Raw genomic sequence first — 19,754 nt, forward strand, 5'->3', positions numbered from 1 at the left:
ACGCTGGAGGCTTGATGACGAGTACCGCTACCCCGACGTTCCTGGTGACATCCGGCTTCTGGCAGAAGCTTCCGCAGATGTCGCTCGAGCGGTATCCGGGCACCGAGGGCTTCATCGACGACGTCTACGTCAATCCCCAAGGCGTGCCGATGTGTTCGGGGTACTTCGAGTTGCGCAACACCGACGCCCCGCTGGACTACTACTACGACTACGACGAGATGAAGGTCGTGCTCGAGGGTGAGTTCCGGTTGGAGAACCCCGACACCGGGCAGATCCAGATCGCCAGGGAGAAGGACGCGATCTTCTTCCCCAAGGGCTCCCGCATCCTGTTCTCCACCCCGACCCGCGCCCTGGCGTTCTACGTCGGCTACCGGTCGTTCGCGCCCTGATCCCGTTGTGGTGGAACGCCTCCGGGTGTCACCGGGCTCGGTGACGGCGGTACGGGTCTTCGGCGGTGACCGGCTCGACGTCGTCGACCACTACGGCCGCCAGCCCGCGGAACTCACGGTGCTGGCAACCGACCCGCGGGCGGTCGTCGGTACCCGCCCCGACGCGCCCGCCACGGTGCTGCGCCACCTGATCCCAGGGCCGGACGAGAACGGCTACGCCGCCGCACGCATCCTGTCGTTGCTGTCGGACCACCATGTCCACCAACAGGATTCGACGGCAACCCGGCTGTTCGACGGCCGGTCCCCTGCCGGGGCCAGGGTCAGCTTCGCCGTCGACGCCGATGCCGTGGTGCTCGTCGCCGCCCCGGCGGCCGCGATGGACCTCACCGGCACCGAGCCCAATCCGCCGTCGGAGGTCCGCGTCGAGGTGCACCGCGCCGACCCGCGCAGGCCGCAGGTCCGTGAGCTTCCGGCGCCGCTGGCCGAGCCGCTCTGGGAGACCCGGGTGGACGCCGCGACGGCGTCGTCCTACGAGGTCGGCGCCGGCCAGTTCATCCAGATCATCGACGTTGCCGGACAGCAGTGTTCGGACTTCCTCGCGTTCGACGCCCGTGCGCTCGGCGACGGCGCCGAGTTCGGCCTCGACGCGACGACCACCCGCACGATCGGCGGCGGCGCCTATCCGCGGCCCGGCCTGTTCGGAAAGTTCTTCGATTCCCGCGCGCGCCCGCTCGTCGAGGTGGTGCGCGACACCGTCGGCCGTCACGACACGTTCGCCCTGGCCTGCACCGCCAAGTACTACGCCGACCTGGGCTACCCCGGCCACGTGAACTGCACCGACAACTTCAACGCCACGCTCTCGCGTTTCGGAGTCCAGCCCCGGCGGGGCTGGCCGGCCCTGAACCTGTTCTACAACACCGCCTTCGACGCACAGCATCAACTGGTCTCCGACGAACCGTGGTCACGCCCCGGCGACTACGTGCTGCTGCGGGCGTGCAGCGACCTGGTGTGCGCCTCGTCGGCATGCCCCGACGACATCGACGCCGCCAACGGCTGGCTGCCCACCGACATCCATGTCCGCGTCTACGACTCCACCAGGAGGTTCTCTGTGGCGGTGGGACACCGGCTGACACCGGACTCCGAGCCCGTGCTGACCAAGCCGACCGCGTTCGCGAACCGCACCGGCGCGCTGACGTCGAATTTCACCGAGTACAAGGGCTATTGGCTGCCCAACAGTTTCGACAACCACGGTCCGCATCAGGAGTACTGGGCGTGCCGCGAACGGGTCGCGGTGATGGACCTGTCGGCGCTGCGCAAGTTCGAGGTGCTCGGCCCCGACGCCGAGGAGTTGCTGCAGGCCACCCTGACCCGCGACGTGCGCAGGCTCTCCCGTGGCCAGGTCGTCTACTCGGCGATGTGCACGGAGGCCGGCGGGGTGGTCGACGACTGCACGGTGCTCAGGCTGGGCGACAACAACTTCCGCTTCATCGGCGGTGATCCGTATGACGGGATCTGGTTGCGGACCCAGGCGGAGCGGCTCGGGTTGGGTCAGGTGTGGATCAAGGACTCCACCGACCACATGCACAACCTCGCCGTGCAGGGGCCGTCGAGCAAAGAACTGCTCTGCGAATTGATCTGGAGTCCGCCGGGTCAGCCCGCCCTGCGCGACCTCGGCTGGTTCCGTTTCCTGATCGGCCGGCTCGACGGACCGGAGGGGCCGCCGCTGCTGGTGTCGAGGACCGGATACACCGGCGAACTCGGATACGAGCTGTGGATCCACCCGAACGACGCCGAAACGCTGTGGGACCGGGTGTGGGAGGCCGGCCAGGCCTACGGGCTGGCGCCGCTGGGCCTCGAAGCGCTGGAACTGCTGCGGGTGGAGTCCGGCCTGGTCGCCGCGGGCCACGAATTCGACGAGCAGACCGACCCGTTCGAGGCGGGCATCGGCTTCACCGTGCCGTTGAAGAGCAAGTCCGACGACTTCGTGGGCCGCGACGCGCTGATCGAGCGCAAGGCACACCCGCAGCGGGCGCTGGTCGGCCTGCGCCTGGACGGCAACGAGGTCGCCGCCCACGGCGACTGCGTGCACATCGGCCGCTCCCAGGTGGGGGTGGTCACCAGCGGGATCCGCTCCCCCGTGCTGGGCGCCGGCATCGCCTTGTGCCGCATCGCCGTTCAGTACACCGCGCCCGGAACCCGGGTCGAGGTCGGCAAGCTCGACGGCCACCGCAAGCGGCTCGCCGCCACCGTCACCACCGTCCCGTTCTACGACCCCGACAAGATCCGCCCCCGCTCGTGACGTCATCAAGGAGGAACCCATGTCGCGAACCGCAGTGATCGGCGCAGGACCGTGCGGCCTGGCGCAGCTGCACGCCTTCGAACAGGCCCGCCTCGACGGCGTCGACGTCGGTGAGGTGGTGTGCTTCGAGAAGCAGAGCGACTGGGGCGGGCTGTGGAACTACACGTGGCGCACCGGGCTGGACAGCCACGGAGATCCGGTGCACGGCAGCATGTACCGCTACCTGTGGTCCAACGGACCCAAGGAATGCCTGGAGTTCTCCGACTACCCGTTCGACGAACACTTCGGCGGGCCGATCCCGTCGTTCCCGCCGCGCGAGGTGCTCTACGACTACATCGTCGGTCGCGCCAAGAAGAGCAACGTGCGCCAGTTCATCGAGTTCGACACCGCGGTGCGGCAGGTGTCGTTCGACGATGCCACCCAGACCTTCACCCTGGCGATCGAGTCCTGGACTTCGGGTGAAAGCAGCGTTCGCACAGAGACTTTCGACTACGTCATCGTCGCCACCGGGCACTTCTCCGTGCCGAACGTCCCGGAGTATCCCGGTTTCGAGTCGTTCCCCGGACGCATCCTGCATTCCCATGACTTCCGCGACGCGGTCGAGTTCGCCGGCAGGGATCTGCTGATCCTGGGCAGCAGCTACTCCGCAGAGGACATCGCGCTGCAGTCGTTGAAGTACGGCGCCGCCTCGGTCACCATCGCCTACCGCAACGCCCCGATGGGATTCGGCTGGCCCGACGGCATCGCCGAGGTGCCTGCCCTGCAGCACCTCGACGGCCGCACCGCGCATTTCGCCGACGGATCCGTCCGCGACGTCGATGCCATCATCCTGTGCACCGGATATCAGCACCACTTCCCGTTCATCGATCCCGCGCTGCGGCTGACCACGACGAACAACCTCTACCCCGGCGGGCTGTACAAGGGTGTGGTGTGGACGGCCAACCCGAAGCTGATGTACCTCGGGATGCAGGACCAGTACTACACGTTCAGCATGTTCGACGCGCAGGCGTTCGTGGCCCGCGACGTGGTGCTGGGCCGGCTGCCGCTGCCCGGGAACGACACGATGGCCGCCGACGTGGCCGCCTGGCTCGGCAGGTATGCCGAGGTGGCGAGCGTCATGGAGCAGATCGACTTCCAGACCGACTACGTCCGCGACCTGATGACGCTGACCGACTATCCCGCGTTCGACCTGGACATGGTGCGGCAGCACTTCGTCACGTGGGAGCACGACAAGGACGACAGCATCACCGGCTACCGCGACAAGTCGTTCGCCTCGCCGTGCACCGGGACCGTCGGCCCGGCCCCGCACACGACGTGGTGGGACGAGCTCGACGACAGCCTGGCCCGCTTCCTCAAGCGCTGACCGTCGCGAACGTGCAGTCCCGGTAGTGGCGCGGGCGCCGCAGCTACCGGGTGTGCACGGTCGCGGTCCTTCAAATCCCGCTGACTCAAACCGCTGACCTTCCGACACCCAGCGGACACCATCTCGTGGTGACTTCTGCGATCAAACTGCACTGGTTTCTCCCCACCTACGGCGACAGCAGACTGATCGTCGGCGGTGGACACGGCACCCCGGCAGGCGCGGCGCGCGGCGATCGGGACGCGTCCATCGACTACCTCGCCTCGATCGTGCGCGCTGCCGAGACGTTCGGTTTCACGGGCGCGCTGATCCCGACGGGCGCATGGTGCGAGGACGCGTTCATCACGGCCGCGCTGCTGGCCCGGGAGACGACGTCTCTGGCGTTCCTGGTGGCATTCCGCCCCGGCCTGGTCAGCCCGACGCTGTCGGCGCAGATGGCGGCGACGTTCGCGCGGCACGCGCACGGCCGCATCCTGCTCAACGTCGTGGTCGGCGGCGAGGCGCACGAACAGCGGTCGTTCGGCGACTACCTCGACAAGGACGGCCGCTACGCGCGGGCCGACGAGTTCCTCGACGTGGTCCGCCGGCTGTGGGACGGGCAGACGGTGACGCTCGACGGCGAGCACATCAGGGTCGAGGGCGCGTCGCTGGCGACCCTGCCGGACCCGGCGCCGCCGCTGTACTTCGGCGGCAGCTCCACCGCGGCAGGCCCGGTGGCAGCCCGGCACGCCGACGTGTACCTGACCTGGGGTGAGCCGCCCGCCGCCGTCGCGGACAAGGTCGACTGGATCCGCCGGCTGGCCGCCAAGCAGGGCAGGCAGGTGCGGTTCGGTATCCGGTTGCACGTGATCACCCGCGACACCGCTGACGAGGCGTGGTCACAGGCCGACAAGCTGGTGTCCGCGCTCGACGACGAGACCGTGCGCAGCGCCCAGGCGGGTCTGGGGCGCAGCCAGTCCGAGGGGCAGCGGCGCATGCTGGCCCTGCACGAAGCGCACCGCGCCGACGGCAGCTGGCACGATGCGCGGTCGCTGGAGATCGCACCGAACCTGTGGGCGGGGGTGGGGCTGGTGCGCGGCGGTGCGGGGACCGCGTTGGTGGGCAGCCACACCGAGGTGGCCGACCGTATCGCCGAGTACGCCGAGGCGGGCATCGACGAGTTCGTGTTCTCCGGCTATCCGCACCTGGAGGAGCTGTTCTGGTTCGGCGAGGGTGTCGTACCGATCCTAAGGGACCGCGGACTGTTCACCGCAGACGTGAAAGGTGCTGCGGCGTCCTCGATTCCGTTCGTCGGCGCCGCGCGATGACGGGTCGTCAGCAGGCGACGCCGGCGAACACCGCGCCGGTGACCAACGCGATCACCAGGGCGACGGTCGGCATTCCGCTGTAGAGCGCGACCACGACTCCCGCGATCGCGGCGATCAGGAGCATCACCATCAGGATCACCAGCGCCCAGTTGACCGAACTTGACGCGTGCGCGCGGTGAGGCTCGGCAGCCTGCGGGAGCATCGCTCCCTCACCAAATCCGGCCATGGCCGTCCTCTCTGTGATGATGCCCACAATATAAACCACCAATGGCGTACATCACACAAATGACGGCGAGGTTGTGACCAACCTGTCAATTTCGAAAGCTCAACTAACAGAACTGATTAGCGCTACTAATCGCAGAGTCGGCTGCGGTAGGTTGGCCGCGGTGAGATTCGCGGGCCCGGCCGCGCTGGCGGTCATGACGGCGGCGCTGGTGGCGTGCGCCCCCTCCGAAGGCCCCGAAGACTCCGTCGCGGCGCAGCAGAAACCGCCCGGCACCCCGACCGCGGCGCCGGAAACGGTCCGCACCGTCACCCCGTCCCCACTTCCGCAGCCCCGGCCCGCCGAAGTGCATTCCGTCACCGCCGCCGACCTCGGGACCACCTGGCGACCGGAATGTCCGGTGCCGCCGGACGCGCTGCGTCGTGTCGACCTCGACTACTGGGGGTTCGACGGACGGACGCATCGCGGCAGGCTGGTGGTGCACCGGGAGCTGACCGACGAGGTCGTCGACGTGTTCGCCGACCTGCACCGGCTGCGGTTCCCGATCGAGAAGATGCACACCGCCGACCTCTATCCCGGCGCCGACGACGAGCTGTCGATGCGCGACAACAACACCTCGGCCTTCAACTGCCGCGACATCCCCGGCACCGGCAACTGGTCGCTGCACGCCTACGGACGCGCCGTGGACATCAACCCGAAGCTGAACCCGTACATCGACCGGCGGGGCGAGTTCGAGCCGGCCAATGCGGGCCCGTGGGTGGATCGCGCGCGCACCGAGCCCGGGATGCTGCACGACGGCGACGCCGCGGTGCGTGCGTTCACCGAACGCGGCTGGCGTTGGGGCGGCCACTGGCGCACCCCGCTGGACTACCAGCACTTCGAATTCGACTGACACCCCGGGCTCCGGAGGCGACCATGGGCAATACGTGAACCCCCGCAGGGCGTATTACGTGTCATACATTTAGGCGCCCTTCGTGGACTGGAGACTCAGCTGCTTCCCAGAATCGCTCTCCTGGCGCTTGCCGCCCCGCGCCGCATCCTGCTCGCCGCCGCGCTGTTGACCGTCGTCCTGGCGGTGTTCGGGGTGCCGGTGGCCAAGAGCCTGTCCCCGAGTGGCTTTTCTGATCCCGGCTCCGAGTCCGCCCATGCGTCGGCGCTTCTCACCGGGAAGTTCGGTCAGGGCGACGTCCAGATGCTCGTCGTGGTGTCCTCGGACGACGGCATCGACAGCCCCCGCGCGCGCGATGTCGGCACCGCCATCGTCAAACGCCTGGACCAGGATCCGCACGTCACCGACGTCTCCTCACCGTGGACCGCCCCGCCGGCCGCCGCGGCCGACCTGGTCAGCCGTGACCGCACCGCCGGGCTCATCGTCGCAGGCATCACCGGCACCGAGGCCGAACAACAGACCTACGCCAGGCAGATCTCCGAGGACGTCAGCGGCGACCGGGACGGCGTCAGCGTGCGCACCGGTGGCACCGCGATGGTCAACGTCCAGATCACCGAGCACTCCCAGCGCGACCTGCTGGTGATGGAGTCCCTGGCGATCCCGCTCAGCTTCCTGGTCCTGGTCTGGGTCTTCGGCGGTCTGGTGGCCGCCGCGCTGCCGGTGGCCATCGGCGGCATGGCGATCCTCGGTGCGCTGGCGGTGCTGCGGCTGGTCACCCTCGTCACCGATGTGTCGATCTTCGCGTTGAACCTGGCCACCGCGATGGGCCTGGCGCTGGCCATCGACTACACCCTGCTGATGCTGTCGCGGTACCGCGACGAGCTCGCCGCCGGCGCCGACCGCCCCGACGCGATCCGGCGCACGGTGTCCACCGCCGGGCGCACCGTGCTGTTCTCGGCGACGACGGTCGCGCTGTCGATGGCCGCGATGGTGCTGTTTCCGATGCACTTCCTGAAGTCGTTCGCCTACGCCGGGGTGGCCACCGTCGCGTTCGCTGCGGCCGCGGCCGTCGTCGTCACGCCCGCGGCGCTGATGCTGCTCGGCGACCGCCTCGACGCGCTCGACGTGCACAGGCTGGCGCGCCGCATCCTGCGCAGGCCCGAACCGACGCCGACACCGGTGCAGCAGCGGTTCTGGTACCGCTGCGCCACGACGGTGATGCGCCGGGCGCTGCCGCTGGGCCTGGCGGTGGTCGTGCTGCTGCTGGTCCTCGGCGCCCCGTTCCTCGGGGTGAAGTGGGGGTTCCCCGACGAACGCGTGCTGCCGCCGTCCGCGTCGTCGCATCAGGTGGGCGACCAGTTACGCCGCGACTTCGCCGACAACACCGACACCGCGGTCACGGTCGTGGTGCCCGACAGCGCGGGGCTGAGCCCGGCCGATCTGTCCGCCTACGCCGCCGAGCTGTCCCGGGTGCCCGACGTGCCCGCGGTGTCCGCGCCGACCGGCACGTTCGTCGACGGCGCCCGCGCCGGTCCCCCGTCGGCGCCGGCGGGTGAGAAGGACGACAGCGTCTTCCTCACCGTGGCGAGCACCGCGCCGCTGTTCTCCGACGCCTCCGAAACCCAGCTCGACCGGCTGCACGCCGTCGCGGGGCCCGGCGGGCGCGAGGTGCTGATGACGGGCACCGCGCAGGTCAACCGCGACAGCGTCGACGCCATCACCTCCAAGCTCCCGATCGTGCTCGGGCTGATCGCGGTCATCATGTTCGCGCTGCTGTTCCTGCTCACCGGCAGCATCGTCGTCCCGCTCAAAGCGCTTGTGCTGAACATGCTTTCGCTGACCGCGGCGTTCGGCGCGTTGGTCTGGATCTTCCAGGACGGGCACCTGTCCGGCCTCGGGACCACGCCGACCGGCACGCTGGTGGCGAACATGCCGGTGCTGCTGTTCTGCATCGCATTCGGCCTGTCCATGGACTACGAGGTGTTCCTCGTCTCCCGGATCCGCGAATTCTGGCTGGAGACAGGCGATTCCGACGAGTCCGTGGCGCTGGGCATCGCCCATACCGGCCGCGTCATCACCGCGGCCGCGTTGATCATGTCGATCTCGTTCGCCGCGCTGATCGCGGCCAGTGTGTCGTTCATGCGGATGTTCGGGCTGGGCCTGACCTTGGCCGTCCTGGTCGACGCGACCCTGGTGCGGATGGTGCTCGTCCCGGCGTTCATGCACCTGATGGGTGGGCTGAACTGGTGGGCACCGGGCTGGCTCAGACGTGTGCACGAACGCCTCGGCTTCACCGAAGCGCCGAGCGTCAACCCTGAAGTAACTCCCCCAGAACGGATCTCGTCACCATGAATGACCGCATCAGTGTCATCGCCGGCGTGCAGGGCGCGCTGCCGCCGTACCGCTACTCCCAGGCCGAGATCACCGAGAGGTTCGTCGCTGTACCCGCTTTCGCCGAACTCGAGGACGTGGTCCGGGGGCTGCACAAGCATGCGAAGGTCGACGCGCGCCACTTCGTCCTCCCGATGGACCGCTACCCGACGCTGGTCGACTTCGGTGAGACCAACGACCTCTATCTCGAGCACTCTCTCGACCTGGCCTGTGAGGCGCTGACGGCAGCCCTCGACGAAGCCGGTCTGGGCCCGGGGGACCTCGACATGATCATGACGACGACGGTCACCGGCATCGCGGTGCCGTCGTTGGACGCCCGCATCGCCGACCGGCTCGGGTTGCGTCCCGACGTGCGCCGCGTCCCGCTGTTCGGGCTCGGTTGCGTGGCCGGCGCGGCCGGCATCGCGCGCATGCACGACTATCTGCGGGGCGCACCCGACCACATCGCCGCGCTGGTGTCGGTGGAGCTGTGCTCGCTGACCTACCCGGCGGTGGAGCCGACGATGGCCAGCCTGGTCGGCAGCGCACTGTTCGGTGACGGTGCGGCCGCGGTGATCGCGGTGGGCGCCGAACGGGCCGAGACGATCGGCGCGACGGGCCCCGAGGTGCTCGACGCGCGCAGCCGGATGTATCCCGACTCGCTGGACACCATGGGATGGCGGGTCGGCGCTTCGGGATTCCAGCTGATCCTGTCACCGAACCTGCCCGAGCTGATCGAGCGCTATCTGGCCGACGACATGGCCGGCTTCCTCGGTGCGCACGACCTGCAGATCGGCGACATCGCGGCGTGGGTGTCGCATCCCGGCGGCCCGAAGGTCATGGAGGCCATCAGCGAGACGCTCGGTCTGCCCGACGACGCCCTCGACCTGGCCTGGCGGTCGCTGGCCGAGGTCGGCAACCTGTCCTCGTCGTCGGTGCTGCACGTGCTGCGCGACACCAGGGCCAAGAAGCCGCCTGCCGGTACGCCCGGACTGCTGATGGCGATGGGGCCGGGCTTCTGCTCCGAGCTCGTGCTGCTGCGCTGGCGGTGAGGCCGTGCTCGCCTACACGCTGCTGATCGCCGCCGTCGCGCTGGAGCGCGTCGCCGAACTCGTGGTCTCGCAACGCAATCTGAGGTGGAGCAGGGCACGCGGCGGCGTCGAGTTCGGTGCCGCGCACTATCCGCTGATGGTGTTGTTACACACCGTGCTGCTGGCCGCCTGCCTGGTCGAGGCCGCGCACCGGGAGTTCATCCCGGTCCTCGGCTGGTCCATGTTCGCGCTCGTGGTCGCCGCGCAGGGTCTGCGCTGGTGGTGCATCACGACGCTCGGGCATCAGTGGAACACCCGGGTGGTGGTGGTGCCGGGCGCTGGCCGCGTCACCGGTGGGCCCTACCGGTTCCTGTCGCATCCCAACTACGTCGCGGTGGTGGTCGAGGGCATCGCGTTGCCGTTGGTCCACACCGCCTGGGTCACCGCACTGGTGTTCACGCTACTCAACGCCGCGCTGTTGTGGATGCGAATCTCGGTGGAGGACAAGGCGTTGCGGACGCTACACACATGATCGATCTGGTGGTCGCCGGTGGCGGGCCTGCCGGCCTGGCCACCGCCATCCATGCGGCGCGCGCCGGCCTCGACACGGTCGTCGTCGAACAACGCACCGGCCCGATCGACAAGGCCTGCGGTGAAGGGCTGATGCCGCACGCGGTGCGCCAACTCAACCTTCTCGGCGCGCAGCCGGAAGGCCGGTGCTTCCAGGGGGTCTCCTACTTCGACGGCAGCCGCGGCGTCACCGCGCGGTTCGATTCGGGCGCCGGGCTCGGGGTGCGGCGCACCACACTGCACGCGGCGCTGCTACAGGCGGCCCGGGCCGCCGGGGTGACGCTGGTACACGAAAAGATCGGGACGCTCACCCAGGACGCGGAGTCGGTGTCGGTCAACGGTTTCCGCGCCCGCTACCTCGCGGCCGCCGACGGTCTGCACTCCCCGATCCGGGCCCGCCTGGGGCTGGAGCTCCCGCCCGGCCGGGCCCGGCGCTGGGGCCTCAAGCGCCATGTCGCGGTGGCACCGTGGAGCGACTTCGTCGAGGTGTACTGGTCGCCGCGGCCCGACGCCGGGGAGGCGTATGTGACGCCGGTGGCCGACGACTGCGTGGGCATCGCGATCCTGACGTCCCGGCAGGGCAACTTCGAGACCCACCTCGACGCGTTCCCCGCGCTGCGCGCGCGCCTGGAGGGCCTGCCGCACGAACCCGACCGGGCCGCGGGCCCGCTGCGTCAACGGGTGCACCGCCGCGTCGCGGGCCGGGTGCTGCTCGTCGGTGACGCGGCCGGCTACGTCGACGCCCTCACCGGGGAGGGGCTGGGACTGTCGTTCGCCGCGGCCCGACTGCTGGTCGACACTGTGCTGGCCGACCGGCCGCAGGACTACGAGGCGCGGTGGCGCGGCGCCACCCGGCGGTACCGGCTGATGACGGCGGGGATGCTGCGGGCAGGCACGTCGCCGCTGCGCTCACTCATCGTGCCCGCCTCGAGCACGTTCCCGGGTGTATTCACCAGAATGGTGAACCTGCTCGCCGACTAGCAGCGCATCGCCGTGGGCCACCGAGATCGCGTTGCGGCCTTGCGATTTCGCGGCGTAGAGCGCATTGTCCGCGCGGTGAAGCAGTTCGCTGACCGCGACCTCCGGGTCGGCGCCACCGAAGCGGGCCTCGTCGCGGGGCGACACCGTCGCGACGCCGATGCTGACGGTGACGACGCCGCACGGTGACACCGGGTGCCCGATCCCGAGGGCGCGGATCGCCGAGGACAGTCCGGTCGCGAAGGCGTACGGGTCCTCGCAGCCGGCCAGCACGACCGCGAACTCCTCTCCCCCGTACCGGGCGGCCACGCAGGTCCGTGGATCGGCCAGATGCGCCAGCACGTCGGCCACGTCACGCAGGCAGACGTCACCGGCCTGGTGCCCGTGGTGGTCGTTGTACGCCTTGAAGTGGTCGATATCGATGAACAGCGCCGTCAACGGCTGTTCGAGTTCCAGTGCCCGCGACCAGATCTCGCTGGCACTCCGGGTCAGCCCACGACGGTTCGCCAGCCCGGTGAGCTCGTCGGTGTTCGCCATGTCGGTCAACGATTCCTGCACTTCGCGCTCCAGCGTGATGTCGCGCAGCACGGCCACCGACAGTCCCCCGGCGGCGCGGCGGGTATGTGTCACGAACCAGCGCCACGACCCGTCGCGGGCCCTGATCCGGAACGGCAGCGACGCGGCGGTGCGGCCGGACGTCCAGTGCTCGACGACGATGTGCAGATCGTCGGGGTGCACCTCGCTCTCCCAGTCGGCGTGCCCGATGCGTCCACTGGGCAGGTTCAGGTTGCTGTGCCCGTTGAACGCGTGGTGCAGCACGTCGCCGCGGGAATCGATGACGATCACCAAGTCACCGGTCAGGTCGGCGACGAGGTCGTACACCTCGTGGCTGGCGCGGTCGAGCGCGCTGAGTCGGTTGCGTTCCTCCAGCGCCGCCGCGACCAGCACCACCATCGCGTACCCGGTGAGCAGGAACACCTGCGCGTGGATCATCGCCTGGGTCGGGTCGACGGCCGTCGCGACGAACGGGCCGAGCCCGGCGAAAGTGGTGCCCAGCACCACCGCGGCCCCGACGGCCATCTGCCAGAACGCCGCCGCGATACCGAACTCGATCAGCACCAGCAGCGCGGGCACCGCGGTGAGGAACATCAGCACGAAGTTCGACTCGTGAGCCGCGATCAGGCCCAGCGCCACCATCAGCACCGTGAAGCCTCCGGTGGTGACGACCTGGCGCGCCGAGTGCCGCCGCCAGTACCGGTTCCACCGCAGCAGCACCGGAGCCAGGAACGCGATGCCGACCGCCTCGGCGAGATACCAGATCAGCGCGACGATGCACAGCGACTTCGGGTCGGTGCGGCCCTGCTGGTGCACCAGCACGCTGAGCGCCCCGACGGTGCCCGCGAACGCCGGCGCGACGATGACCCCGTACAGCACGAACCGGCGCCAGCTGCGCAGCGAGTCGCTGCGGCCGTGGATCCAGTCCTGGTCGGAATGCAGCATCGCCGCGGCGAACACCACCGCGGCGACGGTGGACAGCGCGGCGAGTTCCGGCGGGCGGTCCAGCAGCACCCAGGCCGGCACGTATTGGAAGAACGCGAACGTCACCAGGTAGGCGGGCCAGTGCCTGCGCCGCGCCAGCAGCAGCGCGACCAGCTGCGGGGCGGCCGCCAGCCACACCACCGTGAACGTGCGGCCGTCGACCGAGGCGAGCCAGCGAACCAGGTACGAGGCGGCCGCCACGCCCACGGTCCAGCCCACCAGGTGCCACAGCGGGGGCAGCAGGTCGGCACCGGTCAGCCGCGCACGCCAGCGCTGCCGGCGGGAGGACCCGCCGGTCAGAGGCTCGGCACCGCCCGTCGACATCAGAACAGTCAACCCCGTCAATATTCACCCGGCAATCCCCCACGCCCTGACCGGGCTGCGAATGTGCCGTTCACATCCTCGACCCGTACCGGACCCGCACCAGAAACGCGGGCACGACACAATGACTCCTCCGCCACCGAGCTTGCGACCGCAGGAGAGCCCGTGACCGATGTCATCAACCCCACCTCAACCGAATCCGTCGAGGTCAACGGGGTGAAGGTGGGACCGACGGGACAGACCCGGTCCGGTATGACCGCCGACGCGCTGCGCGCCGCGGTCAGCGACCATCTCGTCTACTCGATCGCGCGCCCGGCCGCCGTGCTGACCCCCGAGCACTATTACCGCGCGCTGTCGCTGGCGGTGCGCGACCGCATGCAGAAGCGCTGGATGGCGACGACGCAGGACTGGCTGGACCTGTCGGCGAAGGTCACCTGCTACCTGTCGGCCGAGTTCCTGATGGGTCCGCAGCTGGGTAACAACCTGCTCAACCTGGGCATCGAGGACGAGGCGCGCGAGGCGCTCTCCGAGCTCGGCCAGGACCTCGACGTGATCCTGGCCTGCGAGGGCGAGCCGGGCCTGGGCAACGGCGGGCTGGGCCGGCTGGCCGCCTGTTACCTGGACTCGCTGGCCACGCTGGAGCGGCCGTCCATCGGCTACGGCATCCGCTACGAGTTCGGCATCTTCCGGCAGGAGATCGTCGACGGCTGGCAGGTCGAGAAGACCGACAACTGGCTGGTGCGCGGCAACCCGTGGGAGATCGACAAGCCGGACGCCAGCTACACCGTGAACTGGGGCGGTCACACCGAGCAGTACGAGGACGTCACCGGCCGGCTGCGGGTGCGGTGGGTGCCGCAGCGGGTGTTGCAGGGCGTCTCGTACGACACCCCGGTGCAGGGCTACGGCGTCAACACGTGCAACACGCTGACACTGTGGAGCGCGCGTGCGGTGGAGTCGTTCGCGTTGGAGGCGTTCAACACCGGCGACTTCTACAAGGCCGTCGACGAGGAGGTCGTCTCCGAGACGGTGTCGAAGGTGCTCTACCCGAACGACGAGCCCGAGGCCGGTAAACGGCTTCGGCTGCTGCAGCAGTACTTCTTCGTGACGTGCTCGCTGCAGGACATTCTCAACATCCATCTGAAGCGGGCGCACCTGCCGCTGCACAAGCTGCCCGACAAGTGGGCGATCCAGCTCAACGACACGCACCCGTCGATCGCGGTGGCCGAGCTGATGCGGCTGATGATCGACGAGCACCACCTGACGTGGGACGAGGCGTGGGACCTGACGGTGCGCACGTTCGGCTACACCAACCACACGCTGCTGCCCGAGGCGCTGGAGACGTGGCCGCTGCGGATCTTCGGCGACGCCCTGCCGCGGCACCTGGAGTTGATCTACGAGATCAACGACCGGTTCCTCGACGAGGTGCGCGCGAAGTTCCCCGACGACGAGGAGCGGGTGCGCCGGATGTCGTTGATCGGTGAGGACGGCGGCAAGAGCGTGCGGATGGCGCACCTCGCGACCGTCGGAAGCCACGCCGTCAACGGCGTCGCGGCGCTGCACTCCGAGCTGTTGAAAGCCAGTGTGCTCAAGGACTTCTACGAGATGTGGCCGGAGCGGTTCGGCAACGTCACCAACGGGGTGACGCCGCGGCGGTTCCTGGCGCTGTCGAATCCGGGCCTGCGGGAACTGCTCGACGAGTCGATCGGCCCCGGCTGGTTGACCGACCTGGAGCGCCTACACGGGCTCGAGGCGTTCGTCGACGATCCGGCGTTCCGGGCCCGCTGGCGGGAGGTCAAGCGCGCCAACAAGTCTCGCCTCGCCGAGTACGTGCACTCGACGACCGGCATCGAGCTGGACCCGACCTGGATGTTCGACGTGCAGGTCAAGCGGATCCACGAGTACAAGCGCCAGCATCTGATGGTGCTGCACATCGTCGCGCTGTATCACCGGCTCAAGACCAACCCCGGCCTGTCGATCCCGCCGCGGGTGTTCATCTTCGGCGGCAAGGCCGCACCCGGCTACTTCATGGCCAAGCGGATCATCAAGATGATCACCGCGGTCGGCGACACCGTCAACGCCGACCCGGTGGTCAACCGCTACTTGAAGGTGGTGTTCCTGCCGAACTTCAACGTCAAGAACGCCCACCTGGTCTACCCGGCGGCCAATCTCTCCGAGCAGATCTCGACGGCGGGCAAGGAGGCCTCGGGCACCGGGAACATGAAGTTCATGATCAACGGCGCGCTGACGATCGGGACGCTCGACGGCGCCAACGTCGAGATCCGGCAGGAGGCGGGCGCGGAGAACTTCTTCCTGTTCGGGCTGACGGAGAGCCAGGTCGAGAAGGTCAAGGCCGAGGGCTACCGCCCGCTCGGCCATGTCGAGAAGGACCCGGAGCTGGCGGCGGTGCTCGAGCTGCTCGCCCGCGGCGAGTTCACCCACGGCGACACCGAGGTGCTGCGCCCGATCGTCGAGAATCTGCTTCACCACGACCCGTTCCTGGCGCTGGCCGACTACCGGTCCTATGTGGACTGCCAGGACGAGGTCAGCAGGGTGTGGCTGGAGGATGACACCTGGTCGCGGATGTCGATCCGCAACACCGCGCGCAGCGGCAAGTTCTCCTCCGACCGCGCGATCAGGGAGTACTGCGACGAGATCTGGGGCGTCAGCCCGATGTCCGTCGACCTCTGACCGCCGAAATTGCATTCCAGCAGGAGCTCACTCGACAAACTCCTGACTGGAGGCAATCTCGGCACGGCTTGAAAACCCTTGGCGCGCAGGCGGGGTGTCGTGCCACGCTGGCCGCATGGTCGATGTCGACGCCTTCGCCGCCGACGGGTTCGTCAAGGTCGTGGGCGCCCCGCGGGCGCTCGCCGACGCTGCCCGCGCGCAGGTGTGGCGTCAGCTCCCGGTGTCACCGGACGATCCGTCGTCGTGGACGCAGCCGGTGCTGTGGGCGGCTGATCTCACCGGCGACGGCCCGTGCGGCGAGCTGGCGCGCAGCCCGGTGCTGGCCGCGGCGCTCGACGGGATCTGCGGCCCCGGCGGGTGGGTGCCCCGCGGCGCGCTCGGCAACGTCCCGGTCCGCTTCCCGGTGTCCCCGCCCGCCGAGGACCGGGGTTGGCACATCGACCTGAACACCCAGGCCGCCGACGGGACATGGGTGGTGACCAACCGCCCGCAGACGGTGCTGGTGCTGACGCTGCTCTCGGAGGTGACGCTCGCCGACGCCCCGACCCGCATCCGTGCGGGTTCCCATCGTGACGTCGCCGCCGTGCTGGGCGACGAGCCGCTGGATGCGGTGACCGCCGGGGCGCTCGTCGACGCGGCCAGCGCCGACCGGCCCGTCCGCCATGCGACCGGCTCGCCGGGCGACATGTACATCCTGCACCCCTTCACCGTCCACGCCGCCGACGAACACCGCGGCGCCACACCGCGCGCCATGGCCCAGGGACCCGTCCTCCTCCGCGATTTCGGCGTGCTCAGTCGCGTTGCGCACGACTGACCACACCGAAATCGCAGTTCGATAACGACCCGGTCACCGCCCCGCGCGCCCCCGGGACCACGCACCGGGCGCTGTTAACTTCGCGCGGGTGACGTTCTTCGCGCGCATCGCCGCCGCGGTGCTGCTCGCCGCCGGATTGCTGACGGCCGGCGCCGCACCGCAGGCCCAGGCGTTCTCGCGGGACGGCCTGCCGATCGAGCAGCTCGACGTGCCGTCGCCGTCGATGGGACGCCACATCCGCGTCGAATTCCAGGGCGGCGGACCGCATTCGGTGCTGCTGCTCGACGGGCTGCGCGCGCAGGACGACTACAACGGCTGGGACATCAACACCGCCGCCTTCGAGTGGTTCCACGAGTCCGGGGTGTCGGTGATCATGCCCGTCGGCGGGGTGGCCAGCTTCTACGCCGACTGGTACCGGCCCGCCAAGAATCGCAACGGCACGCTGACCTACAAGTGGGAGACGTTCCTGACCCGCGAACTGCCGGCCTGGCTGGCCGCCAACCGGGGACAGGATCCGTTCGGCAATGCCGTTGTGGGGCTGTCGATGTCGGGCAGTGCGGCGTTGACGCTGGCCGCCTGGTATCCGCGCCAGTACAAGTTCGCGGCCTCGCTGTCGGGGTATCTCGCGCCGTCGCGCGGGCTGTGGCCTGCGCTCATCGACATCGCGATGCAGGACGCGGGCGGCTTCGACTCCTACGACATGTGGGGCAAGCCGGGTTCCCCGGCGTGGCTGCGCGCCGACCCGACCGTCAACGTCAACCGGCTGGTCGCCAATCGCACGGCGTTGTGGATCTACTGCGGCAACGGGGTCACCTCGGATCTCGACACCGGTTCGGACTTCGGCAGGAACTTCAGCGCCGGCTACCTGGAGACCATCACCGTCTCCACCAACAAGGAGTTCCAGCAGAAGTACCTGGCAGCGGGCGGCCGCAACGCGGTGTTCAACTTCCCGCCGAACGGCACCCACAGCTGGGGTTACTGGGGCGCGCAGCTGCAGGCGATGAAGGCCGACATCGTCCGGCTGCTCGCGCCACCGCCGCCGCCCCCGCCGCCTCCGGGACTGCCGCCGCCGGGCGCCCCGGTGCCACCGCCTCCGGCCATGCCGGTACCGGCTCCTGCGGGCTGATTACTTGAAGTACGGGTCCAGCAGCGTCGACCAGGCGTTGTCGAGCTGATCCCATTCGGCCTCGCAGCCGTCGGCGCGGTCCTCGGGAAGCCGGCCGTCGCTGACCAGGTCGCCGTTGGCCGCCGGGTCCGACCCGTAGATCCAGCACTCCAGGTTGTACATCCGCGCCTCGTCGAGGGTGTGCACGTCGGCGAGGTCGGCCTCGCCCACTTCGCCGCGCTGCTCACCGCTCACGCCGAACACCCGGGCGAAGTCCTTGACCGACTGCACCGATTCGGGGTCGGGCTGGCCGTCCTCGTCGGGCTGCAACAGCACGTAGGCGGCGAGCTGATCGGCGACGTCTTCTTCCCGGCCGGTGATCGGCAGGTCGTAGACGGTGACCGCCATGTGGCCGACCTCGTGATAGAAGGTGGCCCATTCGGTGTTGATCGCCGCAGCCGCCGGGTCCGGATCCCCTGCGTCGGCGAAGATCTGCTCGCTGTTGGCGGTGTCCTCGTAGCAGATGGTGACGGTCTTGGCGTCCGGATCCCAGAACGCGTTGGCCTCGTCGCACTGCACGCCGAGAAGCGGGATGTCGTAGGGCAGGACCAGGGTGTCGTTGATGTCGTCGGCCATGTCTTCGAGCACCTGGTCGCCCTGCAACAGCTCCTTGCCCCGGACGGCCTCCGGGGTCTGGGCGTCCTCGTAGCTGACGATCATCGAGCCGCCGCTTTCGGGGGCCGGGCCTTCCGGGTTCTGGGACGCTTCGGCCTTGCCCGTGACGGACTCGGTCGTCTCGGGTTGCTGCTGCTCGGCGCCTCCACATCCGACGACGAGCAGACCGGCCGCCAACAGCGGCAACACCTGTATGCGCATGTCCCGACCCCTTTGCTGCGACGAATCTTTTGACACCGTCGCAGATTTTAGGCCGGTACAGGGCTACTTCGAGTAATCGGTGCTCAGCCAGCGCTGCGGGCGCATCCGGATGACGACCGACGTGGGTGTCAGGTTCTCGTCGGTGAACTGTCCGCCCTCCTGCTCACCGAGGTAGCGCACAGCGATCGCACGCACCTCCGCGTCCCGGGCGGGCCCGATCGCGGTGACGTCACCCTCGGCGGTGACGTACCTGTAGGGCGGCTGTTCGTCCTGGGCGGTGATGGCGAAACGGCCGGCGTCACGGATCAGCCGGTGCTTCACCGAGTCGGCCTCGGTCCACAGCAGCACCTCACCGCCGGGCTCGTAGCCGTACCAGATCGGCACCGACAGCGGCGCCCGGCCGGGCCGCTCGACGGCGATCACCCCGACATGCAGGCCGGCCAGGTACTTCTCACGCTCGTCATTCGTCATCGTCGCCATGTCTTGTGCCAACCGGTGCGAGCGCGGTCACATTCCCGTCAGGTCGCGGTCACCAGCTCGAAGACGGGGATGACGCGGTCGGTGCGGGATTCGTAGTCGGCAAACCCGGGCGCCCGTTCGGCGACGACGGCGTAGACCCTGTCGCGTTCCTCGCGGGGCAGCTCGCGGGCGGTCACCGGCTTGGCGGGCGCGGTCCCGATCTCCACGCTCGCCTCCGGGTGGGCGCGAATGTTGAACGCCCAGGCCGGATCTCGGTCGCGGCCAGCTGAGGAGCCGACGATGTAGATCCTGTCGTCGATGTCGAAGTACGCCACCGGGTTGACGCGCGGCTGCCCGCTCTTGGCCCCGGTGGAGGTGAGCAGCAGCAGCGGGAAGCCCTCGAACTGGCCGCCGACCTTGCCGCCGTTGGCCCGGAACTCGTCGATGTTGCGCTGGTTGAAGTCGCGCTCGTCGGCCATCTGGTCCGCCATGCCGGCCATGGTATGGCGGATTCGACGCGCACTCCAGGCCCGGAC

Annotated in this window: 17 protein-coding genes; 12 read left to right on the forward strand and 5 right to left on the reverse strand. The window is 69.2% G+C overall.

The features are described from left to right. The first annotated feature begins 14 nt into the window (after window positions 1-14). From BN976_RS09975 to BN976_RS09990, 4 genes are all read left to right on the forward strand, one after another. Window positions 15-389 carry a cupin domain-containing protein gene (locus BN976_RS09975; protein ID WP_036370223.1) on the forward strand — a complete coding sequence of 125 codons (375 nt, stop codon included), beginning with the start codon at window positions 15-17 and terminating at the stop codon, window positions 387-389. 7 nt (window positions 390-396) lie between these two features. After that, window positions 397-2,688: a trimethylamine N-oxide demethylase gene (locus BN976_RS09980; protein WP_036370225.1), complete on the forward strand. Its 2,292-nt coding sequence runs from the start codon at window positions 397-399 to the stop codon at window positions 2,686-2,688. Window positions 2,689-2,707: 19 nt separating this feature from the next. Beyond that, window positions 2,708-4,051: a trimethylamine monooxygenase gene (locus BN976_RS09985; protein WP_036370226.1), complete on the forward strand. Its 1,344-nt coding sequence runs from the start codon at window positions 2,708-2,710 to the stop codon at window positions 4,049-4,051. 128 nt (window positions 4,052-4,179) lie between these two features. Beyond that, the gene (locus tag BN976_RS09990; protein ID WP_051558392.1) at window positions 4,180-5,355 is read left to right on the forward strand and encodes an LLM class flavin-dependent oxidoreductase; all 1,176 of its coding nucleotides are present in this window, start codon (window positions 4,180-4,182) and stop codon (window positions 5,353-5,355) included. A 7-nt stretch (window positions 5,356-5,362) separates the two neighbouring features. Here the strand turns inward: BN976_RS09990 and BN976_RS09995 are convergent, their stop codons facing one another. Then, entirely contained in the window at window positions 5,363-5,581 is a 219-nt protein-coding gene (locus BN976_RS09995; protein WP_036370537.1) for a hypothetical protein, read from the reverse strand. 160 nt (window positions 5,582-5,741) lie between these two features. Here BN976_RS09995 and BN976_RS10000 point away from each other — a divergent pair, with 160 nt between their 5' ends. From BN976_RS10000 to BN976_RS10020, 5 genes are all read left to right on the forward strand, one after another. Then, window positions 5,742-6,470, forward strand: a complete 729-nt coding sequence (locus BN976_RS10000) for a M15 family metallopeptidase (RefSeq protein WP_036370538.1) — start codon at window positions 5,742-5,744, stop codon at window positions 6,468-6,470. 99 nt (window positions 6,471-6,569) lie between these two features. Then, window positions 6,570-8,819 carry an MMPL family transporter gene (locus BN976_RS10005; protein ID WP_036370227.1) on the forward strand — a complete coding sequence of 750 codons (2,250 nt, stop codon included), beginning with the start codon at window positions 6,570-6,572 and terminating at the stop codon, window positions 8,817-8,819. An 8-nt stretch (window positions 8,820-8,827) separates the two neighbouring features. Beyond that, window positions 8,828-9,889 (forward strand): type III polyketide synthase, encoded by a 1,062-nt coding sequence (locus BN976_RS10010; protein WP_036370539.1) that lies wholly within the window; start codon window positions 8,828-8,830, stop codon window positions 9,887-9,889. Between the two features lie 4 nt (window positions 9,890-9,893). Then, entirely contained in the window at window positions 9,894-10,400 is a 507-nt protein-coding gene (locus tag BN976_RS10015) for an isoprenylcysteine carboxyl methyltransferase family protein (protein WP_036370229.1), read from the forward strand. After that, window positions 10,397-11,419: an NAD(P)/FAD-dependent oxidoreductase gene (locus BN976_RS10020; RefSeq protein ID WP_036370230.1), complete on the forward strand. Its 1,023-nt coding sequence runs from the start codon at window positions 10,397-10,399 to the stop codon at window positions 11,417-11,419. The genes BN976_RS10015 and BN976_RS10020 overlap by 4 nt, the downstream gene beginning before the upstream one ends. Here the strand turns inward: BN976_RS10020 and BN976_RS10025 are convergent. After that, window positions 11,348-13,279: a sensor domain-containing diguanylate cyclase gene (locus tag BN976_RS10025; protein ID WP_036370232.1), complete on the reverse strand. Its 1,932-nt coding sequence runs from the start codon at window positions 13,277-13,279 to the stop codon at window positions 11,348-11,350. The two genes, BN976_RS10020 and BN976_RS10025, sit on opposite strands and share 72 nt — an antisense overlap. A 162-nt stretch (window positions 13,280-13,441) precedes the next feature. Here BN976_RS10025 and BN976_RS10030 point away from each other — a divergent pair, with 162 nt between their 5' ends. The 3 genes from BN976_RS10030 to BN976_RS10040 all read left to right on the forward strand — a co-directional run bounded on the left by BN976_RS10030 (window position 13,442) and on the right by BN976_RS10040 (window position 17,904). After that, complete coding sequence (locus tag BN976_RS10030) at window positions 13,442-15,964, forward strand: glycogen/starch/alpha-glucan phosphorylase (protein ID WP_036370234.1); 2,523 nt, start codon at window positions 13,442-13,444, stop codon at window positions 15,962-15,964. Between the two features lie 115 nt (window positions 15,965-16,079). Continuing rightward, window positions 16,080-16,778: a phytanoyl-CoA dioxygenase family protein gene (locus tag BN976_RS10035; RefSeq protein ID WP_036370236.1), complete on the forward strand. Its 699-nt coding sequence runs from the start codon at window positions 16,080-16,082 to the stop codon at window positions 16,776-16,778. Window positions 16,779-16,866: 88 nt separating this feature from the next. Next, complete coding sequence (locus BN976_RS10040; RefSeq protein ID WP_011778459.1) at window positions 16,867-17,904, forward strand: esterase family protein; 1,038 nt, start codon at window positions 16,867-16,869, stop codon at window positions 17,902-17,904. On the opposite strand, the gene BN976_RS10045 is transcribed toward BN976_RS10040, so the two are convergent. The 3 genes from BN976_RS10045 to BN976_RS10055 form a co-directional block, all read right to left on the reverse strand. Continuing rightward, window positions 17,905-18,759 (reverse strand): DUF4344 domain-containing metallopeptidase, encoded by an 855-nt coding sequence (locus BN976_RS10045; protein WP_036370238.1) that lies wholly within the window; start codon window positions 18,757-18,759, stop codon window positions 17,905-17,907. A gap of 63 nt (window positions 18,760-18,822) precedes the next feature. Further along, entirely contained in the window at window positions 18,823-19,239 is a 417-nt protein-coding gene (locus BN976_RS10050) for a pyridoxamine 5'-phosphate oxidase family protein (protein ID WP_011778457.1), read from the reverse strand. Between the two features lie 38 nt (window positions 19,240-19,277). Then, window positions 19,278-19,709: a nitroreductase family deazaflavin-dependent oxidoreductase gene (locus tag BN976_RS10055; protein WP_036370542.1), complete on the reverse strand. Its 432-nt coding sequence runs from the start codon at window positions 19,707-19,709 to the stop codon at window positions 19,278-19,280. Between the last annotated feature and the right edge of the window lie 45 nt (window positions 19,710-19,754).

The sequence above is a fragment of the Mycolicibacterium austroafricanum genome (assembly GCF_000612725.1).
Taxonomy (GTDB): domain Bacteria; phylum Actinomycetota; class Actinomycetes; order Mycobacteriales; family Mycobacteriaceae; genus Mycobacterium; species Mycobacterium austroafricanum.